We start from the raw sequence: 26,001 nt of genomic DNA, 5'->3' as shown, positions 1-26,001 counted from the left end.
CCTCTTCACCGACGAGGAATGCTACAACTTCTTCAAGGCAGCAGGATACAAAACCGATTAAACGCGACACGCTCTAGCGCATACCGCCCAAATGCGGGACCAGGGTCCGCCCTGCCCTAATTTGCGTGATCAAACCGCAAACGCGCGGCCGCCTGTCAAGGCGGACAAGCGCGCTATTTCAGGCGCGGCGGGCGGTCTGGGTTCATACCCGGATTGGCCCCCGGCGCGTGGTCGCGGCTTTGTGGCTTGGGCAGGTCAAAGCGCAACCCGACACGGGCCAAGCGGGCCGCCACCGGATCAGACGCGCTGAAAAACCCCACGTCCAACGCCGCCGCCTCAAGCCCTGAAAAATTCAGCACATCGCCCACGGCGCGCGCCAGCGCGCCTTCGGCCCCCGGTACGGCATCTACGATGCCCAGCATATGCCCCTTGGCGCCACTGTCATAGGTGACCCCCACCAGATAGGCCAAGTCGGCCAGCCCGGCGGCACTGGCCAGACGCGCATCCAACCCTTGCAGCAAACTGTCAGGCAGGCCCGCCGGCGCATGAAAGGATTGCGCCTTGGCCTCAACCTCATCGGGGGTGCCGCTTGCCAGCGTCTCAGATAGCCACGCCACCGCGTCGGGCGGCAACAGGATCGAAGATGGCGCGACCTCAAGGTTCACCCCAAGCCCCAAAGCCTCTGACGCCAGCATATCCGCCACGGCCCGCCCCGCAAGCGCGGCATAAGGTGCCGGCCCGCCGGCGAATTCGGCCAGCCGATCCTCGCGGTCGAAAACCAGAACATAACCCTGCCCCTCCACGTCAAACACACGCGGCGTGACGGTATCGCCGGTGGCCGCGTCTTCCAGCAACAAGAACAACTCGGACGCGGCCAAGGTTTCATAAAACCGCAAGCGTACGGTGGTGTCATCCGGCGCGGCCTGCATCGCGGCATGGGCGGCATCCAGCGTGGTCGTATTGGTCATTCAACCCTCTTAAACAAGCGCTCAGGCAATTCGCACACCCGCATCGCGCATTCCGTCCATCGCCGCCTCAAGCGAGCCGTCCATGTCAATCGCCCGGCACAGCCCTTCGCGGACCAGCACGTCATAGCCCAGCTTCGCGGCATCCACGGCCGAAAAGTTCACACAGAAATCGGTGGCAAGGCCCAGCATCGTCAGGTTGGAAATCCCACGCTCTTGCAGGTAGCCATGCAGCCCGGTCGGCGTTTGGTGATCGTTTTCAAAAAACGCCGAATAGCTGTCGATGGCCGCGCGAAAGCCCTTGCGCACGATCATATCGGCGCGATTGCTGTTCAGATCGGGATGAAAATCGGCCCCCGCCGTGCCCTGAACGCAATGATCGGGCCATAAAACCTGCGGGCCATAGGGCATCTGCGTCATCTCAAACGGGGCCTTGCCGGTGTGCGAAGAGGCAAAAGACGAATGCCCTGCCGGATGCCAATCCTGTGTCAGGATCACCGTCGAGAAGTCTTTCATCAAGGCGTTGATCCCGGTGACGATTTCATCTCCGCGGCTCACCGCCAAGGCACCGCCGGGGCAGAAGTCATTTTGCACGTCGATCACGATCAGGGCGTCGGTCATATCAGGCCTCCTTTATCCGAATGGGTAGGCACGCAGGCGCGCGGCGTCAATGGGGCCACTTTGTCCTCTTGCTCAAACGCGCGGCGCCGCTTAAATCGCGGCTTATGTATACTATAGCCGCACTCTATCACTTTACACGCTTTTCCGATCCCGCAGCGATCCGTGAGCCGCTTTATGATCTGTGCGAGGCACAGGGCATTTCCGGATCATTGTTGTTGGCCCAAGAAGGCATAAACGGCACGATCGCCGGTCCCCGCGCTGGCATTGACGCGGTGCTGGCCCATGTCCGCGCCCTGCCCGGATGTGCCGATCTGGAGTGGAAGGAAAGCGAAAGCCAAGCACAGCCGTTTCGCCGCCTGAAAGTGCGCCTGAAAAAAGAGATCGTGACCATGGGCCAGCCCGATGTCGATCCTTTGGCGCGGGTGGGCCATTATGTTGAGCCGCAAGACTGGAACGAGTTGATCCGCAGCCCCGATGTTGCCGTGATCGACACGCGCAACGATTACGAGGTGGCCATCGGCACGTTCGACGGCGCGGTTGACCCGGAAACAGAGTCGTTTCGGGATTTCCCCGCATGGTGGGAGGAAAACAAGCACCGCTTCCACAACAAGCGGATCGCGATGTTCTGCACCGGCGGTATCCGCTGCGAGAAATCCACCAATTACCTGCTGGGGCAAGGTGTGGATGATGTGTATCACCTGAAGGGCGGCATCCTGAAATACCTTGAAGAGGTGCCGCAAGACGACAGCACGTGGCAGGGCGAATGCTTTGTCTTTGATGGCCGGGTGTCGGTTGGGCACGGATTGCAGGAAGGCCCGCATCAGCTGTGCTATGCGTGCCGCCGCCCGATCCTGCCTCAGGATATGACGCGCCCGGAGTATGAGCACGGGGTTTCATGCCACCTCTGCGCGCATGAGACGACCGAGGCCGACAAGGCCCGCTTTCGCGAGCGTCAGAAACAGATCAGTCTAGCCGAAGCGCGCGGCGAACGTCACATCAAGATTGTCCACGAGGGATGAGGGCACCGTTTTCTTGAAAAGAAAACTGCCCGAAATCTTTCAAAGATTTCGGCAGTGCCCACATCAGGCCGCAGCGGCCATCCCGCGCCGTGGCCGTGTGCGCATCAAGATCAGCACCATGATCGCGATATTCACGCCGTTCCAGACAATCCCGTTGATAAACGCCATCTGGTAGCTGCCGGTCATGTCGTAGATCCAGCCTGACATCCAACCGCCAAGCGCCATGCCAAGGATGGTCATCATCAGCACGAATCCAACCCGGCGGCCTGCCTCGTGGCTGGGCATGTATTCGCGCACGACCAAGGCATAGCTGGGCACAATTCCGCCCTGCGCCAAGCCAAAGATCATGCTGACCACATACAGCGACACCAGCCCACCTGCGGGCAGATACAGGAACAGCGCCAGACATTGCAGGCCCGACCCGATCAACAAGGTCATCACCCCACCCAACCGGTCCGCGATCAACCCAGACACCAGCCGCGAGGCCACCCCGCCAAGTAACATCAGCGACAGCATTTGCCCGCCCACGGCGGGGCCATAGCCCAGATCAACGCACAGGCTGACGATATGCACCTGCGGCATCGACATGGCCACACAACAGCCGATACCGGCCACGCCCAGCATAAGCATCAGGCTGCGCGGTGAAAATCCGGCGGCTTGCGCTCTTAGCCCCGACACCTGATCGGCGTGGGTCCGCGCGGCAAGCGGCACCCGCCGCCGCAGCAACAGCGCCAGCGGGATCATCATCGCCACCGTGACAATCGCCAGCACCAAATACACCGCGCGCCAGCCCTGTTCCGCCAGCACCCCGGCCAAGATCACCGGCCAGATTGCACCCGACAGATAATTGCCGCTGGCGGTGATCGCCACCGCGATGCCGCGACGTTTCAGAAACCATAAAGAAATATCGGCAATCAACGGCCCGAAACTGGCCGACGTGCCGAACCCGATCACCAGTTGCAAAAGCGACAGCACCAGCACCGAGGGGCTGAGCGCAGCAAGACCCGTCGACGCGGCAATCAACAAAGCCGCCGAAATCAGCGCAAACGTGATGCCGAACCGGTCCACGATGCGCCCGATCAACAGGTTGCCAACGGCAAAGCCAATCATCGTCATCGTATAGGGCAGCGCCGCATCGGCGCGCGCGATGCCAAATTCGGCCTGCACGGCGGGCATGATCACGACGATCGCCCACATCCCGACATTGCCGATGGTGGCAATGGTCAAGGAAATGGCCAGCCGCATCCACGCCGCGCGGCTATCAAGAATGTCTACATCTGTCATGCGGCGACGTTAGCCGCGAGTTTGACAAGGCACCAGCCCCAGATGTGGCGGGGCTTGGCCTTGATCGCCTGCCGCGCTATGACCGCTGGCAAAACCCCGGAGCCGGCCCATGCCAACACCCCCCCGTCCCACCGAGATTGCCCGCGACGTTTTGCGGATCGAGCGCGATGCGCTTGATACATTGCAAGATGGGCTGCCACCCGATTTTGATAGCGTGGTCAATCTGCTGCTGACCGTGCCGGGCCGGGTGATCGTGTCGGGCATGGGCAAATCGGGGCATGTGGCCGCCAAGATCGCGGCCACCATGGCCAGCACCGGCACCCCGGCGCAATATGTCCACCCCGGCGAGGCCAGCCACGGCGATTTGGGCATGATCACCTCACAAGACGCGGTGATCTTGATCTCGAACTCGGGCGAGACCCGCGAACTGGCAGATATTATTGCACATACGCGGCGCTTTGCGATCCCGCTGATCGCGATCACCAAGAAATCGGGCAGCACGTTGGCCATGCAGGCCGATCACCTTTTGCAACTGCCCGACGCGCCCGAGGCCTGTGCAATCGGCATGGCGCCCACCACCTCGACCACCTGCACCATGGCGCTTGGCGATGCGCTGGCCGTGGCGATGATGCGGCTGCGCGGGTTCGAGCGCGAAAATTTTCTGGCCTTCCATCCCGGCGGCACGTTGGGGGCGCAATTGCTCAAGGTGTCATCGGTGATGCACAGCGGTAAAGATCTGCCTGTAGTGTATGATGACACCCCCATGGGGGATACCTTGTTGGAAATGACCGCCAAGGGCTTTGGTGTGGCCGCTTTGGTGGAAGCAGGCAAACTGACCGGGGTGATCACCGACGGGGATTTGCGGCGCAATCTGGATCATCTGATGGATCACACAGCGGGCGAAGTCGCCACGCGCGGGCCGCGCACGATTTCGCCCGATGCGCTGCTATCCGAGGCCCTTGGCGTGATGAATGCCAATAAGATCAGTGCCTTGTTCGCGGTGGATGACAACGGCGACTTGCGCGGGTTGGTGCATATCCATGACGCCCTACGCGCCGGGGTGGCCTGAGCGGCCTCGGGTTGGCGCAGCCTGCCACAGTCACAAACGCAGCGGGCATTTCTATACCTTGCCATATGCCCCGCCTTTGGCCGCAAAGACGGTAGTGGCGTTTGCCCTTCGAACTTGCTATTCGGCGCCGCAACGCAGCCCGATCTGGTGACCGAACATGAGCGCAACCGCCCGCAAAACCGCCCCCCTGCCCGATGACATTCGGGGCATGAAAGGCGGCACGCCAATAGTCAGCCTGACAGCCTACACAACGCCGATGGCCAAGATGATGGACGGGGTGTGCGATTTCGCGCTGGTGGGCGATTCGGTGGGCATGGTCCTGCATGGCATGCCCTCAACCTTGGGCGTGACCATGGAAATGATGATTATGCACGGCACCGCCGTGGCGCGGGGCCTGAGCAAGACCATGCTGGTCATCGACATGCCCTTTGGCAGCTACGAGGAAAGCCCACAACAGGCGTTTGGCAATGCCGCGCGGCTAATGCGCGAAACCGGCGCGGCGGCGGTCAAACTGGAAGGCGGGCAGCATATGGCCGAGACCATCGGCTTTCTGGTGCGACGCGGCGTGCCGGTGATGGCCCATATCGGGCTAACGCCGCAATCCATCAACACACTGGGCGGCTACAAGGTGCAGGGCCGCGCCGATCAGGCCAAGGCGTTGATGGCCGATGCGACGGCTGTGGCAAAGGCCGGGGCGTTTGCCGTGGTGCTGGAAAAAATCCCCGCCAAACTGGCCGATGCGATCACAGCGCAGATCGACATCCCGACCATCGGCATCGGGGCCTCGGCGGGGTGCGACGGGCAAATTCTGGTGGTCGATGACATGCTGGGGCTGTTCACCGCGTTCAAACCGAAATTCGTTAAACGCTACGGCTCATTGGGCGAAGATGGCGAGGCGGCGATCCGCACCTATGCCGAAGAGGTGCGCGCCCGCAGCTTTCCGGCAGACACGCATGTTTTTTCAGACAAGGCACCGGGCAATTGAGCGCGCCTGCCCCAATCTTGCGCACATTGGACGAGCTGCGCAGCGCCACGCGGGTCTGGCAGCGGGCCGGTGAAACCATCGGCGTTGTGCCCACGATGGGTGCGCTGCATGACGGGCACCTGTCGCTGGTGGCCGCCGCCAAGGCTGCTTGCGACCGGGTGGTCGTGACGATTTTCGTGAACCCCAAGCAATTCAACAACCCCGACGACCTGCAAAACTATCCCCGCACCGAGGAAGAGGACGCGCACAAGCTGGCACGGTTCGAGGTTGACGCGCTGTATGTGCCCAATGCCGATCAGGTGTACCCCGACCGGTTCGCGACCACAGTCTCGGTCAGCGGCCTGACCGATGTGATGGAAGGGGCGTATCGGCCCGGCCATTTCGACGGGATGGCGACGGTGGTGACCAAGCTGTTCTTGCAAACCTCGGCCAGTGACGCGTTTTTTGGCGAAAAGGATTTTCAGCAATTGCAGGTTGTGCGCCGCTTGGCGGCCGATCTGGATATTCCCATTACCGTCCATGGCTGCCCCACAATCCGCGAGATCGACGGTCTGGCCATGTCATCGCGCAACCTGTTGCTGTCGGACCGGGCACGCGTGACCGCCCCGTTGCTGCACGAGGCGATGGAAAAGCTGGCCGAAGGCGTGGCCGCCGGACATCCCTTTGGCGAATTGCAGCGCGCGACGATCGACAGGCTGGAAAAATCCGGGTTCACCAAGGTGGAATATCTGGAAATCCGCGCCAATGACGACCTGAGCCTGCTGGACACCCCAACCCGACCTGCACGGCTGTTTGCCGCCGCGCGGCTGGCGGGTGTGCGGCTGATCGACAATATCGCGGTCTGACTGCGCCAAAGGTGCCCTGTGGGCCCGGACATTCAGACCGACGCGCCTGTGGCATGGTCTGGATTTTGAGTATTTTTAGAACAATGAAGGTGAGGGGCGCGCGTCCTGCCCAAAGGCTCAAGCATGTTCAACGCGGGTGTGGCCCATATGCAAATGGTACTGCAGAGATCAAGCGCCGCACGCGGCGCGAATGGCGCGGAGATTTTCGCCATAGGGCGCAGGGTTATCCACGCTGCCGCCTTTGAACACCGCCGATCCGGCCACCAGAACATCCGCGCCCGCCTGTGTCATCAGGGGGGCGGTCTCGGGCGTGATGCCGCCGTCGATTTCAATATGCACGGGACGGTCGCCGATCTTGTCGCGCAGGCGGCGGACCTTGTCGATCTGGCTGTGGATGAATTTCTGGCCACCGAAGCCGGGGTTGACCGTCATCACGCAGACCAGATCGACCATGTCGAGCAGGTAGTCGATATCGTCGATGCCGGTGCCGGGGTTCAGCGCCAGACCGGCCTTGCAGCCTGCACCACGAATGGCCTGCAGCGTGCGGTGGATATGCGGCCCGGCCTCAAGATGGGCGGTGATCACATCGGCCCCGGCCTGTGCAAAGGCGTCGATATAGGGATCGACAGGCGCGATCATCAAGTGCACGTCCATCACCGTGGAAACATGCGGGCGGATCGCGGCGCACATCGGCGGGCCGAAGGTCAGGTTGGGAACGAAATGACCATCCATCACATCGACATGGATCCAGTCAGCGCCCTGCGCCTCGACCGCGCGGATTTCCTGCCCGAAATTGGCGAAATCGGCGCTGAGGATGGAGGGGGCGATCTTGAGCGATCTGTCGAATGTCATGGCGGCACCTTTGCTTGCGTGTTGTGCACATGCGGTTTCGGGCGGCCAAGGTCAAGCCCCGGCATGGCGATTGATCCGGACGGGGTTTCATGCAACCGTTTGCCCGACATATGAACACACAAGGACCAGCCCGCCCATGACGCTCTTTATTCTGCCAAGGCCCTGTGCATGAGCCTTGATCTTGATGTCGCCTCGGTCGAGGCGTGGATGGCGCAGACCCTGCCCGGTGTCACGGGACCGCTGCGCGCCACCAAGTTCAGCGGCGGGCAATCGAACCCGACCTACCGCTTGGACAGCCCCGGCAAATCCTATGTGCTGCGCCGCAAGCCGCCCGGTGTGCTGCTGAAATCCGCGCATGCGGTAGAGCGGGAATTTCGGGTGCAAAAGGCCTTGGCAGGCACCGATGTGCCGGTGGCAGCAATGCACGCGCTGTGCGAAGACGAGGCGGTGATCGGCTCGGCGTTTTATATCATGGACGCGGTCGAGGGGCGCACATTCGACGACCCGGCCCTGCCCGGCCTGTCGGCCGACGCGCGCAGCCAGATGATGGGCGCGATGTGCCGCACCTTGGCTGCCATCCACGCGGTCGATCCAGACGCCGTGGGGTTGGCGGATTTTGGCCCCGACGGAAACTATTATCAGCGCCAGTTGGACCGCTGGACCAAGCAATATCGCGCCACCCAGACCGATGATTTGCCCGATATGGATGCGCTGATTGACTGGCTGGGTCAAAACATGCCCGACGATGACGGGCAGCGGCGGCTGGTGCATGGCGATTACCGGCTGGACAACCTGCTGTTTGCGCCCAACGCGCCACAGATCGTGGCGGTGCTGGATTGGGAACTGTCGACCATCGGCCACCCCTATGCCGATCTGGCCGCTGTGATCATGCAATGGGGCATGCCCAACACCCCCGATGGGCGGGGCTTGGCCGGGGTGGACCGCGATAGCCTTGGCCTATGGTCGGACCAACGGTTCATCGACAGCTATTGCCAAAATCGCGGCTTGTCGGGCATAGACCGGTTTGAATTCTATTTGGCGTTTTGCCACTTCCGCATGGCGGCGATTTTGCAAGGGGTCAAAAAGCGCGCGCTGGAGGGCAACGCATCCGATCCGGCGCGCGGCCTTCAACTGGGGGCTTATGTTCCGCAATTTGCCCGACAGGGGCTGGAGGCCACGACACGATGAGCGACGACAATTCCCACCTGTTCGAATCCCCCTCTGCCATGTCACGGCATCTGGGGATCGAGATGACCGGCTGGCGCGAGGGCTGGGCGCAGATCGAGGCGCCCAATTCGCCAAATATCCGCAACCGGCAAGGCCTGCCGCATGGCGGGCTGCACGCCACGTTGCTGGATACGGTCATGGGGTTTTCGGGCTGTTTCACTGGGGATGCAAACCGGCACCAGATGGCGTTGACCCTGTCGATGACCGTCAATTATCTGGGCCAAGCACAAGGGGCGCGGTTGATCGCCGAAGGCCGCAAAACCGGCGGCGGGCGTAAAACGTTTTTCGCCGAAAGCGAAGTGCGCGATGACACCGGCGCCTTGATTGCCAAAGCCACCGGCGTGTTCCGTTATCGCGGCACACAAGAGGGGTGACGGGTTTGATCGGCTGTGGTGCTTCAAGCGACCGCCAGCTGGTTTGAATCCTGAGAGACCATCAGGTTGCACCCGTCGCACGCCCTGTCGCCCGCCCAACTACGCGGTCCGAGCGTTCGAAAAGATCCGCCCCACGCCGGATATTGTTCAGGTCGTGCGACCTGTCAGGGCACCAATGGCGGTTTTTTCCAACAATCATGGCGCAAAGGTGATTTGATTGACCCAAATCAACTTTCATTTGCCTAAATTCAGTATTCTGCATCAGACTGGGTGAAAGAGGCCAATCCGATGCCAAAAGGTCGAAATCAGACGGTGAACGACATTGCCACCCGCCTGCTGGTCCGTGCGGCGGCCTGTTGTAATGGGATCAAGGACCGCGAACTGCGTGCGATCGGGGCAGCCGCGCAAACCCCTGCCTCTGACGCTAACACCATCACAGGCCACAACGGTGGCGCATCGACTTGGCCCTGATCGGGCGATCACATGCCGCGGGCTTGCGCAGGCAGAGCGCAGCCCCCCATAATTCGATCATTCCCTGCACCCGTCGATCATGGCGGACGACATTCCCCCAGCCTGACGGCAGCATCGCGCTGTCTTGGAAATGGAGAAGCCGAAACAATGACAGAGACTCGCACATTGGACGCTTTTCACGCGCAGTCGCCTGACGACGTTCTTGATACGCTCTCTACCGGGCGCAGCGGGCTGACAACGGATGAGGCCACCCGTCGACACGCCGAAAGCGGGCCAAACCGCCTGCCGGACCCGCCGAAACCAAGTGCAATTCTGCGGTTCCTGTCGCATTTCCACAACGTGTTGATTTACGTGCTGATCGCGTCCGCGGTGATGACGGCAGCCCTGCAGCACTGGATCGATACCGGCGTGATCTTGGCGGTGGTCATCGTCAACGCGATGATCGGCTACATCCAGGAAGGCCGCGCCGAGCAAGCGATGGATGCGATCCGCGACATGCTGGCGCCACGGTCGGCGGTGCTGCGCGACGGGCAGCGCGTCAGCGTCGACGCGGCCGAGCTTGTGCCCGGCGATATCGTGCTGCTTGAGGCGGGCGACCGTGTGCCCGCCGATCTGCGCGTGCTTGAGGCGCGTGGCCTCAAGGCCGAGGAAGCGGTTCTGACCGGCGAATCCGTCCCGGTGGACAAGGGGACCGAATCCACGGCCCAAGACGTGGCCTTGGGTGACCGGGCCTCGATGTTGTTCTCGGGCACATTGGTTGCGGCGGGCACCGGGCGGGGCGTCGTGGTTGCCATCGGGATCGACACGCAGATCGGCCGGATCAGCGGAATGCTGTCACGCGTCCAGACCCTCACGTCACCTCTCGTTACGCAAATGGATAGATTTGCACGCTGGCTGACCGTCTTTATCCTGATCGTGGGTGGCGCTTTGCTGGCCTATGGGTCGTTTGTCGGGCACCTGCCCTTCTCGGACCTGTTCATGGCCGTGGTCGGCCTGTCGGTCGCCGCCATCCCCGAGGGTCTACCGGCGGTGCTGACGATCACCTTGGCCGTGGGTGTGCAAACCATGGCGCGGCGCAATGCCATCGTCCGCCGCCTGCCAGCCATTGAGACGCTGGGATCCGTGTCGGTGATCTGTTCCGACAAGACCGGGACGCTGACCCGCAACGAGATGATGGCAACCTCGCTGGCGGGGACCGACCGGGTCTATTCGGTGGGCGGCAATGGCTATGCGCCCGAGGGCGCGGTGCGCTGGCGCGAGGCCGAGGCCGAGCCGGACGCACACGGCCTGCTGATGGAATTCGCGCGCGCCGCCGGACTGTGCAACGATGCAAGCCTGCGCGATCACGAGGCGGGCTGGCGGGTGGAGGGCGACCCGATGGAGGGGGCGCTGATGGCGCTTGCCGGCAAGATCACCGGCGACGGGGCCGAACCGTTCCGCCAGTGGACACGCAGCGATTCAATCCCCTTCGATGCCAGCCACCGCTACATGGCCGTTTTGCACCATGACCATGCAGGCGACGCATACATCCACGTAAAGGGCGCGCCCGAAGCCGTCATGGCGCTGTGTGCCGACCAACGCACCGCGCATGGCGGGTCTGAGCCGCTCAATGCCGATCACTGGCATCGAATGGTTGAGGAACTGGCCGCCGAAGGCCAGCGGGTGATCGCAGTGGCGACGCGCTCGGTTTCACCGGATAAGGCAGACCTTGACACGGCGGACATCGACGGGACGCTTACGCTGATCGGGCTGATCGGGCTGATCGACCCGCCGCGCACCGAAGCCGTCGCCGCCGTGGAAGAGTGCCACGCCGCCGGAATCCGCGTGAAGATGATCACCGGCGACCACGCCGCGACCGCACGCGCCATCGCCGAACTGATCGGGCTGAAGAACCACGAGCGTGTCTTAATCGGTTCCGATCTGGAGATGATGGATGACACCGCCTTGGCGGATGCGGTGGTTGAAACCGACATCTTCGCCCGCACCTCGCCCGCCCACAAGCTGCGCTTGGTCAAAGCGCTTCAGGCGCGCGGCCTGACCGTCGCCATGACCGGCGACGGCGTGAACGACGCGCCCGCACTGAAACGCGCCGATGCCGGGATCGCAATGGGGCTCAAGGGCAGCGAAGCGGCGAAAGAGGCGGCCGAACTGGTGCTGGCGGATGACAATTTCGCCTCGATCGCCGCCGCGGTGCGCGAGGGTCGCACCGTCTATGACAACATCAAGAAGGTGATCAGTTGGACCCTGCCGACCAATGCGGGCGAGGCGTTGACGATCATCGTGGCGCTGTTCGCCGGTATGGCCTTGCCGATCACGGCGGTTCAAATCCTTTGGATCAACCTGATCACGGCAGTGACGTTGGGCATCGCGCTGGCCTTCGAGCCCTCCGAACGCGGCACCATGCGCCGCCCGCCACGCCCGCGCGATGAACCGCTGCTGACTGGCGCACTTGTTTGGCACATCGTGCTGGTGTCAACGCTGTTCCTGACGGCGGTCTTTGGCATATATTTCTACGCGATCGACCGAGGGTATGACCAAGCGTTGGCGCAGACCATGGCGATGAACATGCTGGTTGTTCTGGAACTCTTTCACCTGTTTTTCATCCGAAATATCCACGGCACCTCGCTGACGTGGGGCGCGGTCAGGGGCACGCGGATCGTCTGGGCCTGCGTGCTTATCGTGACCAGCGCACAGGTCGCCATCACCTACCTGCCGCCGTTGCAGTCGATCTTCGGCACACAGCCGGTTGCGCTGTTTGACGGGCTTTTGATCGTGGCAATCGGAGCCGTGTTCTTTGCGTTGATCGAAACCGAAAAGCAGATGCGGCTTGCATTTCGCCCACCGCAAACAGAGCGCGGGCCGTGACCATCCCCTCGTTCGGGCGGCGTGGTGTTTGGGACACCCCGAAGACCAAAACAAAACCCGCCCTCTTGCCCCGATGCCAAGGACCAAGCCACCAATGACCAAGCACAATAAACCAAGGGTTGGCCATGGAATTTGAGTGGATCGCCATCGCGCTGGATGACGTCGTATGGATCGCTTTGGCATTCGTCTTTGGGTTCTTGGCCAGCCTTGTCGGCCTGCCGCCCTTGGTGGGCTTTTTGATCACCGGTTTTGTTCTGGGCTATTTCGGCATGGCCGGGGGCGCCGTGCTGAACAAGTTGGCCGACCTCGGCATCACAATCCTGTTGTTTACGGTTGGGCTGAAACTTGACCTGCGCGCCCTGATCCGGCCTCAGGTCTGGGCCGTGACGTTGGTGCATTCCACCACAGTGACCGTGCTTGTCGGCTTGCTGGTCTTTTGGCTGGCGGTGCTTGGGCTGCCGGTCTTTGCCGGGCTTGACTTGGGCACGGCCCTGCTTGTCGGCTTTGCTCTCAGCTTTTCCAGCACAGTCTTCGCCGTCAGCTCGCTGCAAGCCTCGGGCGAGATGAAATCGCTGCACGGCAGCATCGCCGTCGGCATCCTGATCATGCAAGATCTTGCCGCCGTCGCCTTCTTGGCCGCCTCAACCGGAAAGCTGCCCACCATCTGGGCACCGGCCCTGCTGCTTTTGCCGCTGCTGCGCCCCGTGCTGATCCAGTTGCTGCTGCGGGTCGGGCATGGCGAACTGATGATCCTTTACGGGCTGGTGCTGGCCTTGGGCGGGGCCGAGCTTTTTGAAATGGCCGGCATTAAGGGGGATCTTGGGGCGCTGGTCTTTGGCGTGCTGGTCGCAAGCCATCCGCGCGCCAGTGAACTGGCAAAGTCGATGTTTGGTTTCAAGGACTTGTTCCTAGTCGGCTTTTTCCTCTCCATCGGGCTGGTCGGCGAACTCACTTGGCCGGCGCTTTTGGTTGGGGTTGCGCTGGTGCCGCTGGTCGCTGGTAAAAGTCTGCTGTTCTTGCTGCTTATGACCCGATTCCGTTTGCGCGCGCGCACCTCGCTGCTGGCCGCACTGAACCTGAACAACTTCAGCGAATTTGGCCTGATCGTCACCGCCATCGGTGTTTCAAACGGCTGGCTGGGGCCGGAATGGCTCGTGGTGGTGGCGGTGGCGCTATCGGTGTCGTTTATCGTCGCTGCGCCGCTTGTGGCGGCCGATGACTGGTTTTATGGCCGCTACCGCGCACTTTGGACCCGATTTCAACGCGAACCGCGCCTACCCGATGACGACTATCTCGACACGCAATCCGCCACCATCGCGGTGTTTGGGATGGGCCGGGTCGGGACCGGCGCGTATGACACCATGCGCGAAAAATTCGGCGAGACCGTAATCGGAGTTGATTTCAGCAACGTTGCTGTGCGCCAACATCGTGAGGCCGGACGCAACGTGCTGCACGGGGATCCAAGCGATGCGGATTTTTGGGAAAAGGTGGACAGCGATCACCAGATCGAGCTGGTCATGCTGGCGCTGCCCAACCTGATGGCAAATCTCGATGCGCTGGCCGAGTTGCGGCGCGTCGATTTCAAGGGACGGGTCACGGCGACAGCACGCTATCCCGGCGAAGATACCGAACTTCTTGATCACGGCGCGACGGCGGTCTTTAACATTTACCAACAGGCGGGTGCGGGCTTTGCCGAATACACGATCACGTTGGAAGACGCGCCATCACATCCAGAGGACATAGACATCGCCCCTGAGGGCTCGTCGTCCAACGGATCGCGCGACACCAAAAAATAATGGGTTTGCGGCACAATGGCTACCGGCGACTGCCAGACTGCCTTGGGGGTAGCGGTTTTCTTAATCCGCCAGCCGACCCTAGCCAATGAAACGGCGCGCGGCCTCACCGCTCAGGTAACTGATGCGCCCGCCCGACAGGGTGGCGCAAATACTGCGCGTCTCGGCGTCCAGCACCACCAGATCGGCGCGTTTGCCGGGGCACAGTTCCCCACGGTCGGACAGCCCCAGCACCCGCGCCGGGCCGCTGGAAATCAGGCCCCACGCGCCCGCCAGATCCAGCAGGCCGCTATCCGCCAATTGCAGCGCCGCGCGCCGCAGCGATGGGTAGTGATAATCCGAGGCCAACGCATTGCAATAGCTCATCACGATCAGGTCGGTCGCGCTGACATTGCCCTTGTGCGACCCGCCCCGCACCGTGTTGGGCGCGCCCAGAACCACGGCATCGCCCGCGCCATGCGCGGCCTCGGCGGCATCCAGCGTTTCGGGGAACTCCGACAGCCGCACCCCGCGCGCGCGCCATGTGGCGCGGTCGTCGGCGGTGTGGTCATCATGGCTGCCCATCAACACGCCGCGCCCGGCCAGATCGGCACAGAGCGCATCAAGGGCGGCGGGCACCTGATCCATCCCAGCATACAACGCCTGCATATATTCCAGATGCTTTTCGGGGTTGCGCCCGATGCGAAGCGCCTGCCCGGTCAGACGCGGCGGGCGTTTGCCTTTGGCCAGCGCCTCATGCGGCAGGTGATCGTTGAACACGACATAGGAAATATCGTGGGTCGCCACGACCTTGCGCACGTCCTCATAGGCGTCCAGCATAGGGGTTTCGAACCGCAGTTGCGCGCGCAGATCGGTCACAAGACGCGGCCGCACCTGCGACAGCGCATCAAAAACCCGGCCTGCAAATTCGGCACCGCGCATACCGCCTTCCCAGCTGTAGAACTGGGCAAGCGTGGCGGTGGTGATGCCATTGGCGGCCAGCTCGGCCTCGGTGGCGATCAGGCCTTGATCAAGGTCTTTCATCGCGCCGCGCCGCGGGGCCAAATGTTTTTCGAACGCGTCGCCATGCATATCGACAATGCCGGGCAGCAGCAGAAAGCCCGTCAGGTCAACATCGCGCCGGGGGGTGGTATCGGTGATCAGGCCGTCGCCAAGTGCCAAAGGCTGATCGGCCAGCCCCTGCGGGGTCAGCACCTGTGCGCCCGTCAACCGCAAATCCGGCAGTGTCATTCGCCTGTGCCCCACAGTAAATCGCCCAAATCCATGTCATGATCGAACGCGCCCGTGCGCAGAAAGGTTTCCACCTGCGCGATGACAATCGGGTTGTTCATCATGAACGTATGCGTCACCGGCAGGGTGATGTGATCGGCCATGCCGTCGACCTTGGTTGAGGCGACCGACACCTTGCCATCGTCCGGCCCGTCGATCAGCGACGAATAATACGGGTTGAGCGAGCGCGACCCAGCGATCACACCCAATTCGAAATCGACCGGCGGCAATTGTTCGGGCAGACCCTTGGGCCCGGTCTCAAGCTGCATGCCGGCCGGGCCGTTGATCCACTTGAACAGCTCAAGATCGCCCAGTTCATTGACCAATTGCGAGCCGTGATTCGGCGTGCCCAGCATCACCACGCGGCCCATCTGCGCGGGGCGGTTATCCTGTAGCCAGACCCGCAACAAGATGCCGCCCATGGAATGCGCGACAAAGTGAACCCGGCTGTCGCCGCAAACCCGCACCGCGTAGGGCAGCGTTTCGCGGGCCAGTTTTTCGATATCCTCTTCGGTCGATGGGTAATCGGCGCGAAAGGTGGTATAGCCTTGCGCCTGCAACGCTTCGTCCATCACCAACATCGACGCATCCGAGCGCGCCAACCCGTGCAGCATCACCACACAATCCGCCATGGCGGCGGCTGGCATGCTGAGGATCAGGGCAAAGGCGGCAAACAAGGTTTTCATAGCGCTTGAGATAAGGCTATTTGCGCCGCTACAACAGCCCCAATGTGAACGTCAAAGGCCCTGCATCATGTCGATCCGAGTTGCCGCCCGCGCGGTCATTGTCGAACAGGGCCGCCTGTTGCTGGTCAACGCCTTTCCGGGCGATCAAAGTGATCTGTGGTGTGCGCCCGGCGGCGGGGTGGAAAAGGGCAGTTCGCTGCCCGACAACCTGATGCGCGAGGTGCATGAGGAAACCGGCCTGCGGATCAAGGTGGGCCCGCCCTGTTTGGTCAACGAGTTTCACAACCCAAGCCAAGAGTTCCACCAAGTCGAGGTGTTTTTCCGCTGCCAGATTGTCAGCGGCACGTTGTCAGAGACATGGACCGACCCCGAGGCGGTGGTCACGCGCCGACGGTTTGTCACCCGCGACGAGATGGCCGGGTTGCGTTACAAACCCGATAGCCTGCCCGATGTCGCATTTTCGCGCGGTATCGGCTATGATCCGTTGGAGCTATTGATGAAATGACACGATGAACAAAGCCTTTACCAAAGAAGAAGACGGCAGCGGCCCGCAGCGCCTGCCCGATCTGCCGATCAGCCCGCACCCCAACCACGTGACCCCACGCGGCATGGCGCAGTTGCAAGCGCGGGCCGAAGCCCTTGAGGCCGAGATTGCCCGTCTGCGCGACAATGTGGACTATCTGGCCGATGGTTATCCTTTGGCCGTGGCCGAACGTGATTTGCGCTATGTCGAGGCACGGTTGGCCTCGGCCATTCTGGTGGCCCCGCCCGATGGGCCGGTGTCGCATGTCAGCTTTGGGGCAACGGTCGAGGTGGTGGATGAAAACGGCGCGGCGGCGCGTTACACCATCGTGGGCGAAGATGAATCTGATCCCGGTCAGCACCTGATCGCCGCTTTTTCCCCGCTGGCGCGCGCCTTGATGGAGGCGCGTGTGGGCGACGTGGTGGAATGGCCCAAACCTACCGGCACGGTTGACTTGGAAGTCACCGCGATTTGGTTTGACGCGTCGGCAGAGCTGACAGGGCCACGCCCGCCAGCACAATGACACTGGCCAGTGCAAACCGCGGCGTCAGCGCCTCGGACAACAGCACGATACCGCCTGCCATGGCCAAGACCGGCACGGTCAGTTGCGCCACGGCCGCCAGCGCCGCATCAAGACGCGGCAGAATCGCATACCACAGCGCATAGCCCATCCCCGAGGTCACGGCCCCGGCCAGAACGGCCAGCGCCACACCCTGTGCGCCCGGCATTTCGCTGGCATCAAACGCCCAAAGCGCGGCCAGCAATAGCCCAGCCAAAGGCGCGGTCAGAACGAAATTGGCGGCGGTGGATTGCAGCGCATCGGTGCTGCGCCGCCCGGTCAGCGAATAGATACCCCATCCAACCCCGGCCATCGCCATCAAGCTGCCATGCCACAGGCTGATTTTCTGTGCATTCTCCCCGGACACTGGCCAGAGCAGCCAAACGAGACCGACAAAAGCCAGCCCCGCCCCCAACCAACGGCGCGGCGGCGGGGTGTGCCCGCCGATCAGCGCACCTGCAAACATAGTGATCTGCACCACGCCAAACAGGATTAAAGCGCCCAGACCGGCATCAAGCTGCGCGTAAGCCAGCGAAAATCCGATCATATAAACCACCAGCGATATCCCACCGGGCCAACGCCCCGGCCCCCAAAGGCGCAGGGTGCCGCGCAAAGCAATGGCCAGTCCGGCCAGTGCCGCAGCCCCCGCGATCAGACGGATCGCACCAAAGCTGAGCGGATCAATCGTGCCCCCTGCCAAAGCCATACGGTTAAGTATGGAATTAGAGGCAAAGGCCACCATGGTCAGGGCTGTCAACGTCAGCAACCGCATCAGGACACCCCGAAGGGTTTGGGAAAACTCAGCACCTGTTGCGGCACGTCATCGCCTGGCCCGGCCAGTGTGAGGTCCGCCGGGGCCAAACGCGATGTCAGCCCCGCGGCGCGCGGCAGGCTGAACCCGGCGCGGATAAAAAAACCGGGGGTGTGGGCGGCCACCACATAGACACCGCTCAGCCGCGCCCATTCGGCCAATTGGCCGATCATCCGCTTGCCGTGGCGTAGGCCCTGCCAATCCGGATGAATGGCAACGGCGGCCAGACATAGCCACCCCTTGGGCTGGTTCATGGTCGATAGCGCGTAATAGCCAATGATCCGGTCTTCGCAGGGCAACACCATTTCGCCAGCCATCGCACCGCTTTTGCGCAATGCCTTTACAAGGCCCGCCTTGGCGCCCCCATCATGGGCCAAACGCAAAAGGCGATCTGCCGCGTCATCCTCACCGGGATGCATGGGACGTGTAAAACCGGGGGATTGCAACATCGGAACCTCGTATATGAAAAGGGGCCGCCCGAAGGCGACCCCAATCCGTTAGCACAGATGTGCGGCAGATTACATCATGCCGCCCATGCCACCCATGCCGCCCATGTCGGGCATACCGCCACCGGCAGCGCCGCCATCTTTTTGCGGCTTGTCGGCAACCATCGCCTCGGTGGTGATCAGCAGGCCGGCAATGGAAGATGCGTCTTCCAAAGCGGTGCGGACAACTTTGGCCGGGTCGATCACGCCGAACTTGAACATGTCGCCATATTCTTCGGTTTGGGCGTTGTAGCCGAACTTGAGGTCGTCGCTTTCGCGGATTTTGCCCGCAACGACCGAACCATCAACACCGGCGTTTGTAGCGATCTGACGCAGCGGCGCTTCCAGCGCCAAACGCACGATTTCAACACCGCGGGTCTGGTCCGAGTTTTCACCCGTCAGGCCTTCCAGCGACTTGGCACCTTGGATCAGGGCCACGCCACCGCCAACAACGATGCCTTCCTGAACAGCCGCGCGAGTGGCGTTCAGCGCGTCATCGACACGGTCTTTACGCTCTTTCACTTCGACTTCGGTCATGCCGCCGACGCGGATGACAGCCACACCGCCGGCCAGTTTGGCGACGCGTTCCTGCAGCTTTTCACGGTCGTAATCGCTGGTGGTTTCTTCGATCTGGGTGCGGATCTGGCTGACGCGCGCCTCGATCTCGGCCTTTTCGCCAGCACCTTCGACGATGGTGGTTTCATCCTTGGTGATCGACACTTTCTTGGCCGACCCCAGCATGTCCATGGTCACCGATTCCAGCTTCATGCCCAGATCTTCGCTGATGACCTGACCACCGGTCAGGATCGCAATATCTTGCAGCATGGCCTTGCGGCGATCGCCAAAGCCCGGTGCCTTGACGGCAGCGATTTTCAGACCGCCACGCAGCTTGTTCACCACGAGGGTGGCCAGCGCTTCGCCTTCGACGTCTTCGGCGATGATCAGCAGCGGCTTTTGCGACTGGATCACCTGCTCAAGCAGGGGCACCATCGACTGCAGCGACGACAGCTTCTTTTCGTGCAGCAGGATCAGGCAGTCTTCCAATTCGGCAATCATCTTGTCCGAGTTGGTCACGAAATACGGCGACAGGTAGCCACGGTCGAACTGCATACCTTCGACAACATCGGTTTCCGTTTCGGTGCCTTTGTTTTCCTCGACTGTGATCACACCGTCATTGCCAACTTTCTGCATCGCGTCAGCAATTTGCTGGCCGATTTCAGCTTCGCCGTTGGCCGAAATGGTGCCGACCTGCGCAACCTCGTCAGAGTTTTCAACGGGGCGCGATGCGGCTTTGATCGCTTCAACGACCTTGGAAGTGGCAAGGTCAATCCCGCGCTTGAGGTCCATCGGGTTCATGCCCGCCGCAACGGCCTTCATGCCCTCTTTGACGATGCCTTGCGCCAGAACGGTGGCTGTGGTCGTGCCATCACCGGCTTCGTCGTTGGTGCGGCTGGCCACTTCTTTGACCATCTGCGCGCCCATGTTCTCGAACTTGTCTTCCAGTTCGATTTCCTTGGCAACCGAAACACCGTCTTTGGTGATGCGCGGTGCGCCAAAGGATTTGTCCAGAACCACGTTACGGCCTTTGGGGCCAAGGGTTACCTTGACCGCATCGGCCAAGATGTTGACGCCGCGCAGCATTTTGTTGCGGGCATCGGTATCGAATTTCACGTCTTTTGCAGACATATGCGTCTCTCCTGACTATTCAGTTCAGTGATGTGCGTTAGGGATCGTTAAGATCAGCCCATAACGCCCAGAATGTCGCTTTCTTTCATGATCAGCAGCTCTTCACCGTCAAGGGTGATTTCGGTGCCGGACCACTTGCCGAACAGAACGGTATCACCCGCCTTGACGGCCATATCGATCAGTTCGCCATTGTCCTTGCGTGCGCCATCGCCCACGGCCACGATTTCGCCCTGCTGGGGCTTTTCCTTGGCGCTTTCGGGGATAATCAGACCACCCGAGGTTTTTTCTTCGCTTTCAACGCGGCGTACGAGCACGCGGTCATGTAGCGGTTTGAATGCCATGTCTTTGGCTCCTTGGCTCAAAGTTTCTCCCTACTGGGCTCCGGATCGGAACCCGTTATCACTCATATCATTCGAGTGCTAACGAAGCATAGCTAAGGACGTGGAGGGGGGCTGTCAACAAGTCCTCTCATATTTTTTGCATCGGTCCTTGCGGCGTTGGATTGCCGGGCTGGATGGGCCGGGGTAGCTTGGCCATATATGCAACCGGAGGTGTCGATGTTTCGTGTTCTGCTCATAGTGTTGGCTTGCCTACAACCCATCGGCGCGCTGGCGCGCTGCGCGGGCACCGACCTGATCGCCGCCATGCCTACCGCCGAGCGGGCGGCGTTAATGGATGAAGCCGCGCAAATGCCCTATGCCCAAGGGCTGTTGTGGCATGCAACGCGCGACGACACGCAGATCACCCTGTTCGGCACCTATCATTTCCCGCACCCGCAAACCGCCGACCATCTGGCTCGCCTCAGCCCTCTGATCGAACTGGCCGATGCCGTTTATCTGGAAGTGTCGAACGACGATCAGGCCCGAATGGAACAGGCGGTGGCAGAGGATCCATCCTTGATGTTCATCACCGAAGGCCAAACCCTGCCCGACCTACTGGGCGAGGACGATTGGCGGCGCTTTGCCGAGGCAATGCGCGCCCGGTCCATTCCGGCGTTTTTCGCCGCCAAATTCAAGCCGGTCTGGGCGGCCATGATGCTGGGAATCGGCCCCTGCGAAGCGCGCAATGGCGCGATGCAAGGCGACGGGATCGACAAGCTGATCGGCGAACACGCGACACGCCTTGAGACACCAACCCGATCGCTTGAAGATTTCCGCACAGTGTTGGGTATGCTGGACAGCTTCCCGATAGAGGACCAACTGGACATGATCCGGCTGTTCTTTGCATGGCCCGGCGACCCTGACGACATGGCCTACACCCTGCGCCAGCGATATCTTAGCCAAGAGGTCGCCTTGATCTGGCGCTATTCGCGCGCGGTGTCTTTGACCTATGGCGGCGACAGCGCCGAGCAGGATTTCGACCAGTTCGAACACTTGCTGCTGACCGACCGCAATACCGCATGGCTGGATGTCCTGCTGAGCGCACCCGAGGATCATCTATTCGTGGCCGTGGGCGCCGCGCATTTACCGGACAAAACCGGGGTTCTGCACCTGCTGGAAACCGAGGGCTTTGACATCAAGCCTTTGCCGTTCTGATCCATGGCGGATGCCAAACCAAAACTAAGCCACGATGCCGGACTATTGGAGCTTCTGGATTTCATCGACGCGGAAACAGGCGACGGTCATATCTCGGTCGGGGATGTGATCAACCTGCTGGGCCCGCGCAGTTTGATTCCGCTGCTTTTGCTGCCCTGTCTGGCGATGGTCTCGCCCCTATCGGCGGTGCCCGGTGTGCCATCGGTCTTGTCGGCCATCGTTGTGCTGGTCGCGGTGCAACTTTTGGTCGGGCAAAAACGGCTATGGCTGCCGCGGTTTCTGTTGCAGCGCTCCCTGCATGCCGATCGGGTATCGGCCATGGTCGAACGATTGCGCCCGGTGCTGCGCCGGGTCGACCACGTTCTGCGCAAAAGGCTGGTCATGTTCACCGATTGGCCCGGCAACCTGCCCGCGCTTTGCGTCTTCTGCGCGGTGTCTTTCTTTATGCCCGCGATTGAATTCGTGCCGTTCCTGACCTCGATTCTCGCCTCGGCGATGGCGGTGTTTGCGGTGGCCCTGTTTGTCCGCGACGGGGTGCTGATGCTTGCAGGCTATACGCTGGTTGGAATTGGCGTTGTGCTGATCGCACAGGCCGTATCCGCCGTGACCTGAGGCGCTGATGCAACGCCTGCCGCCCCGTCGCCGCAGCGCGGCATGCATGGGTGACAATGCAGACGCATCGCCCTATAAGACGCGCAAATCCGTTCCAAATTCACAAGGACAGTAACAATGACGCATCTCGTTTTCGGCCACAAATCCCCCGACACGGACTCGACCGGCTCACCGATCATCTGGGCGTGGTACATGACCGACGTGCAGGGCACCAAGGCCGAACCGGTGCTGTTGGGCGAACCCAACACCGAAGCCGCCTTTATGCTTGAAAAGTGGAACCTGCCCAAGCCGCGCATTATCGCCGACGTCGAGGCCGATCAGCCCTGCGTGATCGTCGACACCAACAACCCCGCCGAATTGCCCGACAGCATCAACGCGGCTGACGTGCGCGCGATTATCGACCATCACAAACTGGTCGGCGGTCTGGAAACCAAAGGGCCCATCGACATCACCGTGCGCCCGCTGGCCTGCACCGCGACGATCATGGTTGATCTGATGGGCGACGATGCTGCCAAAATGCCCGAGGCCATCAAAGGCGCGGCCCTGACCTGCATCCTGTCCGACACGCTGGAATTCCGCAGCCCCACCACCACCGAGCATGACCGCGAGGTCGCGCAGCAACTGGCCGCCGATCTGAATGTGAGCATCCCCGATTACGCCGCCGAGATGTTTGCCGCCAAATCCGATGTCAGCGCGTTTTCCGATGCCGAATTGATCCGCATGGATTCGAAAGAATATGGCGTCGGCGACACGAAATTCCGCGTCAGCGTTCTGGAAACCACCGCACCGGGCATGGTGCTGGATCGCAAGACCAGCCTGATGGACAGCATGGTGTCTGTTGCCAAGGAAGACGGTGTTGATCAGGTTCTGCTGTTCGTGGTCGATATCCTCAACGAAGAAGCCACGCTGTTGGTGCCGAACGAGCTGGTGAAAACGGTGGCTGAAAAGTCGTTTGGGGCTTCGGTTGACGGCGATACAATCGTCCTGCCCGGCGTCATGAGCCGCAAGAAGCAGATCATCCCGAACCTCGCAGTCTGATCCCATCAACAGATAAACAGTATTTTGGGGCGTCCTGCAGGGGCGCCCTTTTTATTTGGATGAAGGGGGCCGATGGACGGCCCGCGATGGCCAAAGAAAAACCCCCGGCAACCGATTGATTGCCGGGGGTCAAATTTGTCATGCGGGACATCCCGCAGGACCGATCAAAGACCGGTGCTGACGTCGATCGTGTTACCCTCTTCAAGGGTCACATAGGCTTTTTTCACGTCATTCCGGCGGCCAAGCTGGCCACGGAAGCGCTTTTGCTTGCCTTTGGTGATCGTGGTGTTGACCGCCTTGACCTTGACACCAAAGAGCGCCTCAACAGCCTCTTTGATTTGGGGTTTGTTGCTGTCGATCGACACTTCAAAGACAACCGCGCCGTTTTCAGACGCCATCGTGGCCTTTTCGGTGATAACCGGCTTGCGGATCACGTCATAGTGTTCGGGTTTCGCGCTCATTTCAGACGAGCCTCCAGTGCTTCGACACCCGCTTTGGTGATCACCAGCGTATCACGCTTGAGGATGTCATAGACATTTGCGCCCATCGACGGCAGGACATCGAGCCCATCGATATTGGCTGCGGCCTTGGCGAAATCGGCATCCACCTGCGCACCATCAATGATCAGGGCGCGTTTCCAGCCCAGATCCTTGATTTGCTTGGCCAACGTCTTGGTTTTGCCATCGCCAGCCGCCGTGTCGATCACGACCAGTTCACCAGCTTTGACCTTAGCACTCAACGCGTGCTTGAGGCCAAGTTGGCGGACCTTTTTCGGCAGGTCGTGGGCATGGCTGCGCGGGGTCGGCCCCTTGTAGATACCACCCTTGCGGAAGATCGGCGCGTTGCGGTCGCCGTGGCGTGCGCCACCGGTGCCCTTTTGGCGGTAAATCTTCTTGGTGGAGTAGCTGGTTTCCGACCGGGTTTTGACCTTGTGCGTGCCCTGCTGCGCCTTGTTACGCTGCCAGCGGACAACACGGTGCAAAAGGTCAGCGCGCGGTTCCAGGCCAAAGATCTCTTCGCCCAGATCGACCGAGCCGGCCTTACCACCGTCCAGTTTGATCACGTCGAGTTTCATGCGTCGCTGTCCTTCTTCTCGGCCTCTGCCTCGGCAGCGGCCTCTTCGGCGGCTTGCTCGGCGGCGGCGGCTTCTGCTGCTGCGGCTTCCTCGGCGGCGGCCTGTGCGGCGGCTTCCTCGGCGGCTTTGGCGGCTTCATCCGCTGCGGATTTCAGCCCGGCGGGCAGGATCGCGTTCTCGGGGAAGGGTTTCTTCACCGCGTCCTTGATCGTGACCCAACCACCTTTAGAGCCGGGAACGGCGCCTTTGATCATGATCAGACCACGATCGGCATCGGTGCGCACGACCTGCAGGTTCTGCGTGGTCACGCGAGCGGCGCCCATGTGGCCGGCCATTTTCTTGCCTTTGAAAACCTTGCCCGGATCCTGACACTGACCGGTCGAGCCGTGCGAGCGGTGGCTGATCGACACACCGTGGCTGGCCCGCAAGCCGCCAAAGTTGTGACGTTTCATGGCACCGGCAAAGCCTTTACCGATCGAGGTGCCCGAGACATCCACAAACTGACCCTCAAAGTAATGGTCAGCGGTGATTTCCTCGCCCACGGCGATCATGTTTTCGGGCGCAACACGGAATTCCGCAACTTTGCGCTTGGGCTCAACCTTGGCGGCCGAGAAATGCCCGCGCATCGCCTGAGAGACCCGCTTGGCCTTGGCCGAACCGGCCCCAAGCTGAACCGCCGCATAGCCATGCAGTTCGGGTGTACGTTGTGAGACAACCTGCAGCTTGTCCAGTTGAAGCACGGTGACAGGAACCTGACGACCATCTTCCATGAACAGCCGGGTCATGCCGACTTTTTTTGCAATAACGCCAGAGCGCAACATTTTCTTGCCCTCCTTAAACTGAAATCTGCACGTCGACGCCAGCGGCGAGGTCGAGCTTCATCAGCGCGTCCACGGTCTGCGGCGTCGGATCAACGATATCGAGCAGACGCTTATGCGTGCGGATCTCGAACTGGTCGCGCGATTTCTTGTTCACGTGGGGACCACGCAGAACGGTGAATTTCTCAATCTTGTTCGGCAGAGGGATCGGGCCCCGCACAGCGGCACCTGTCCGCTTGGCGGTGTTCACGATTTCCTGTGTGCTGGCATCCAGAACACGGTAATCGAAAGCCTTCAGCCGAATGCGAATATTTTGACTTTGCATCAGTCTGGCCTTTCACGGCGTTGGAGTTGATAGGAGGAGGGCCAGATCATTCTGGCCCCCCTCGTCGAACCCTTGCCCCGGACCGAAGCCCGGAGCATTTAGGATTATTCGATGATTTTCGACACGACGCCAGCGCCGACGGTGCGGCCGCCTTCGCGGATGGCGAAACGCAGACCGTCTTCCATGGCGATCGGTGCGATCAGTTCAAC

Annotated in this window: 28 protein-coding genes; 13 read left to right on the top strand and 15 right to left on the bottom strand. The window is 61.4% G+C overall.

Annotation, left to right across the window (positions count from 1 at the left end; translation table 11 throughout):
* Window positions 1–173: 173 nt before the first annotated feature.
* Entirely contained in the window at window positions 174–968 is a 795-nt protein-coding gene (locus HAT86_RS14235) for an SseB family protein (RefSeq protein ID WP_167199221.1), read from the bottom strand.
* A 21-nt stretch (window positions 969–989) separates the two neighbouring features.
* Entirely contained in the window at window positions 990–1,586 is a 597-nt protein-coding gene (gene pncA, locus HAT86_RS14230) for a bifunctional nicotinamidase/pyrazinamidase (protein WP_167199218.1), read from the bottom strand.
* 104 nt (window positions 1,587–1,690) lie between these two features.
* Here pncA and trhO point away from each other — a divergent pair, with 104 nt between their 5' ends.
* Window positions 1,691–2,605, top strand: coding sequence for an oxygen-dependent tRNA uridine(34) hydroxylase TrhO (trhO, locus tag HAT86_RS14225; RefSeq protein ID WP_167199215.1), 915 nt, complete (start codon window positions 1,691–1,693; stop codon window positions 2,603–2,605).
* Window positions 2,606–2,668: 63 nt separating this feature from the next.
* On the opposite strand, the gene HAT86_RS14220 is transcribed toward trhO, so the two are convergent.
* Entirely contained in the window at window positions 2,669–3,889 is a 1,221-nt protein-coding gene (locus HAT86_RS14220; protein WP_167199212.1) for an MFS transporter, read from the bottom strand.
* Window positions 3,890–3,998: 109 nt separating this feature from the next.
* On the opposite strand from HAT86_RS14220, the gene HAT86_RS14215 reads away from it, so the two are divergent.
* The 3 genes from HAT86_RS14215 (at window position 3,999) to panC (ending at window position 6,788) form a co-directional block, all read left to right on the top strand.
* Window positions 3,999–4,958: a KpsF/GutQ family sugar-phosphate isomerase gene (locus HAT86_RS14215; protein WP_167199209.1), complete on the top strand. Its 960-nt coding sequence runs from the start codon at window positions 3,999–4,001 to the stop codon at window positions 4,956–4,958.
* Window positions 4,959–5,115: 157 nt separating this feature from the next.
* Window positions 5,116–5,943: a 3-methyl-2-oxobutanoate hydroxymethyltransferase gene (gene panB / locus HAT86_RS14210; protein ID WP_167199206.1), complete on the top strand. Its 828-nt coding sequence runs from the start codon at window positions 5,116–5,118 to the stop codon at window positions 5,941–5,943.
* Window positions 5,940–6,788 (top strand): pantoate--beta-alanine ligase, encoded by an 849-nt coding sequence (panC, locus tag HAT86_RS14205; RefSeq protein WP_167199203.1) that lies wholly within the window; start codon window positions 5,940–5,942, stop codon window positions 6,786–6,788. Before panB ends, panC begins: the two co-directional genes overlap by 4 nt.
* A gap of 168 nt (window positions 6,789–6,956) precedes the next feature.
* Here panC and rpe read toward each other — a convergent pair whose 3' ends face one another.
* Window positions 6,957–7,640 (bottom strand): ribulose-phosphate 3-epimerase, encoded by a 684-nt coding sequence (rpe, locus tag HAT86_RS14200; RefSeq protein WP_167199201.1) that lies wholly within the window; start codon window positions 7,638–7,640, stop codon window positions 6,957–6,959.
* 168 nt (window positions 7,641–7,808) lie between these two features.
* Between rpe and HAT86_RS14195 the strand changes: the two genes are divergently transcribed.
* From HAT86_RS14195 to HAT86_RS14180, 4 genes are all read left to right on the top strand, one after another.
* The gene (locus HAT86_RS14195) at window positions 7,809–8,828 is read left to right on the top strand and encodes a phosphotransferase family protein (RefSeq protein ID WP_167199198.1); all 1,020 of its coding nucleotides are present in this window, start codon (window positions 7,809–7,811) and stop codon (window positions 8,826–8,828) included.
* On the top strand, window positions 8,825–9,241 hold the full coding sequence (locus HAT86_RS14190; RefSeq protein WP_167199195.1) for a PaaI family thioesterase: 417 nt from the start codon (window positions 8,825–8,827) through the stop codon (window positions 9,239–9,241). The genes HAT86_RS14195 and HAT86_RS14190 overlap by 4 nt, the downstream gene beginning before the upstream one ends.
* 618 nt (window positions 9,242–9,859) lie before the next feature.
* Window positions 9,860–12,577, top strand: coding sequence for a cation-transporting P-type ATPase (locus tag HAT86_RS14185; RefSeq protein ID WP_167199192.1), 2,718 nt, complete (start codon window positions 9,860–9,862; stop codon window positions 12,575–12,577).
* A 125-nt stretch (window positions 12,578–12,702) separates the two neighbouring features.
* Window positions 12,703–14,373, top strand: coding sequence for a cation:proton antiporter family protein (locus HAT86_RS14180; RefSeq protein WP_167199188.1), 1,671 nt, complete (start codon window positions 12,703–12,705; stop codon window positions 14,371–14,373).
* A gap of 78 nt (window positions 14,374–14,451) precedes the next feature.
* Here the strand turns inward: HAT86_RS14180 and HAT86_RS14175 are convergent, their stop codons facing one another.
* Together HAT86_RS14175 and HAT86_RS14170 are read right to left on the bottom strand one after the other, a co-directional pair.
* Complete coding sequence (locus tag HAT86_RS14175; protein WP_167199185.1) at window positions 14,452–15,600, bottom strand: alpha-D-ribose 1-methylphosphonate 5-triphosphate diphosphatase; 1,149 nt, start codon at window positions 15,598–15,600, stop codon at window positions 14,452–14,454.
* Window positions 15,597–16,325 carry an esterase/lipase family protein gene (locus HAT86_RS14170; protein WP_167199183.1) on the bottom strand — a complete coding sequence of 243 codons (729 nt, stop codon included), beginning with the start codon at window positions 16,323–16,325 and terminating at the stop codon, window positions 15,597–15,599. The genes HAT86_RS14175 and HAT86_RS14170 overlap by 4 nt, the downstream gene beginning before the upstream one ends.
* 67 nt (window positions 16,326–16,392) lie before the next feature.
* Here HAT86_RS14170 and HAT86_RS14165 point away from each other — a divergent pair, with 67 nt between their 5' ends.
* Both HAT86_RS14165 and HAT86_RS14160 read left to right on the top strand, forming a co-directional pair.
* Window positions 16,393–16,830, top strand: a complete 438-nt coding sequence (locus tag HAT86_RS14165) for an NUDIX domain-containing protein (RefSeq protein WP_167199180.1) — start codon at window positions 16,393–16,395, stop codon at window positions 16,828–16,830.
* 4 nt (window positions 16,831–16,834) lie between these two features.
* Window positions 16,835–17,371, top strand: a complete 537-nt coding sequence (locus HAT86_RS14160; protein ID WP_167199178.1) for a GreA/GreB family elongation factor — start codon at window positions 16,835–16,837, stop codon at window positions 17,369–17,371.
* On the opposite strand, the gene HAT86_RS14155 is transcribed toward HAT86_RS14160, so the two are convergent.
* The 4 genes from HAT86_RS14155 to groES form a co-directional block, all read right to left on the bottom strand.
* Window positions 17,310–18,179 carry a DMT family transporter gene (locus HAT86_RS14155; RefSeq protein WP_167199175.1) on the bottom strand — a complete coding sequence of 290 codons (870 nt, stop codon included), beginning with the start codon at window positions 18,177–18,179 and terminating at the stop codon, window positions 17,310–17,312. The two genes, HAT86_RS14160 and HAT86_RS14155, sit on opposite strands and share 62 nt — an antisense overlap.
* Window positions 18,179–18,637, bottom strand: coding sequence for a GNAT family N-acetyltransferase (locus tag HAT86_RS14150; RefSeq protein ID WP_231125918.1), 459 nt, complete (start codon window positions 18,635–18,637; stop codon window positions 18,179–18,181). Before HAT86_RS14150 ends, HAT86_RS14155 begins: the two co-directional genes overlap by 1 nt.
* Window positions 18,638–18,736: 99 nt before the next feature.
* Complete coding sequence (groL, locus tag HAT86_RS14145) at window positions 18,737–20,389, bottom strand: chaperonin GroEL (RefSeq protein WP_167199168.1); 1,653 nt, start codon at window positions 20,387–20,389, stop codon at window positions 18,737–18,739.
* Between the two features lie 53 nt (window positions 20,390–20,442).
* Window positions 20,443–20,730, bottom strand: a complete 288-nt coding sequence (gene groES / locus HAT86_RS14140; RefSeq protein ID WP_167199165.1) for a co-chaperone GroES — start codon at window positions 20,728–20,730, stop codon at window positions 20,443–20,445.
* A 216-nt stretch (window positions 20,731–20,946) separates the two neighbouring features.
* Between groES and HAT86_RS14135 the strand changes: the two genes are divergently transcribed.
* From HAT86_RS14135 to HAT86_RS14125, 3 genes are all read left to right on the top strand, one after another.
* Window positions 20,947–21,924, top strand: coding sequence for a TraB/GumN family protein (locus tag HAT86_RS14135; RefSeq protein WP_167199162.1), 978 nt, complete (start codon window positions 20,947–20,949; stop codon window positions 21,922–21,924).
* 3 nt (window positions 21,925–21,927) lie between these two features.
* Entirely contained in the window at window positions 21,928–22,536 is a 609-nt protein-coding gene (locus HAT86_RS14130) for an exopolysaccharide biosynthesis protein (protein WP_167199159.1), read from the top strand.
* A gap of 117 nt (window positions 22,537–22,653) precedes the next feature.
* Window positions 22,654–23,574, top strand: coding sequence for a manganese-dependent inorganic pyrophosphatase (locus tag HAT86_RS14125; protein WP_167199156.1), 921 nt, complete (start codon window positions 22,654–22,656; stop codon window positions 23,572–23,574).
* A gap of 164 nt (window positions 23,575–23,738) precedes the next feature.
* On the opposite strand, the gene HAT86_RS14120 is transcribed toward HAT86_RS14125, so the two are convergent.
* The 5 genes from HAT86_RS14120 to HAT86_RS14100 all read right to left on the bottom strand — a co-directional run.
* Window positions 23,739–24,035 (bottom strand): 50S ribosomal protein L23, encoded by a 297-nt coding sequence (locus tag HAT86_RS14120; protein ID WP_167199153.1) that lies wholly within the window; start codon window positions 24,033–24,035, stop codon window positions 23,739–23,741.
* On the bottom strand, window positions 24,032–24,649 hold the full coding sequence (gene rplD / locus HAT86_RS14115) for a 50S ribosomal protein L4 (RefSeq protein WP_167199151.1): 618 nt from the start codon (window positions 24,647–24,649) through the stop codon (window positions 24,032–24,034). The genes HAT86_RS14120 and rplD overlap by 4 nt, the downstream gene beginning before the upstream one ends.
* Window positions 24,646–25,470 (bottom strand): 50S ribosomal protein L3, encoded by an 825-nt coding sequence (gene rplC, locus HAT86_RS14110; RefSeq protein WP_167199147.1) that lies wholly within the window; start codon window positions 25,468–25,470, stop codon window positions 24,646–24,648. The genes rplD and rplC overlap by 4 nt, the downstream gene beginning before the upstream one ends.
* Window positions 25,471–25,483: 13 nt before the next feature.
* Window positions 25,484–25,792 carry a 30S ribosomal protein S10 gene (rpsJ, locus tag HAT86_RS14105; protein WP_167199144.1) on the bottom strand — a complete coding sequence of 103 codons (309 nt, stop codon included), beginning with the start codon at window positions 25,790–25,792 and terminating at the stop codon, window positions 25,484–25,486.
* A 104-nt stretch (window positions 25,793–25,896) separates the two neighbouring features.
* The coding region (locus tag HAT86_RS14100; RefSeq protein ID WP_149788994.1) for an EF-Tu C-terminal domain-related protein at window positions 25,897–26,001 on the bottom strand (105 nt) is incomplete at its 5' end.

This window comes from Roseovarius gahaiensis, from assembly GCF_011601345.1.
GTDB lineage: Bacteria > Pseudomonadota > Alphaproteobacteria > Rhodobacterales > Rhodobacteraceae > Roseovarius > Roseovarius gahaiensis.
Note: the sequence above shows the minus strand (reverse complement) of the source record. Positions and strands in the feature narration are given on the sequence as shown.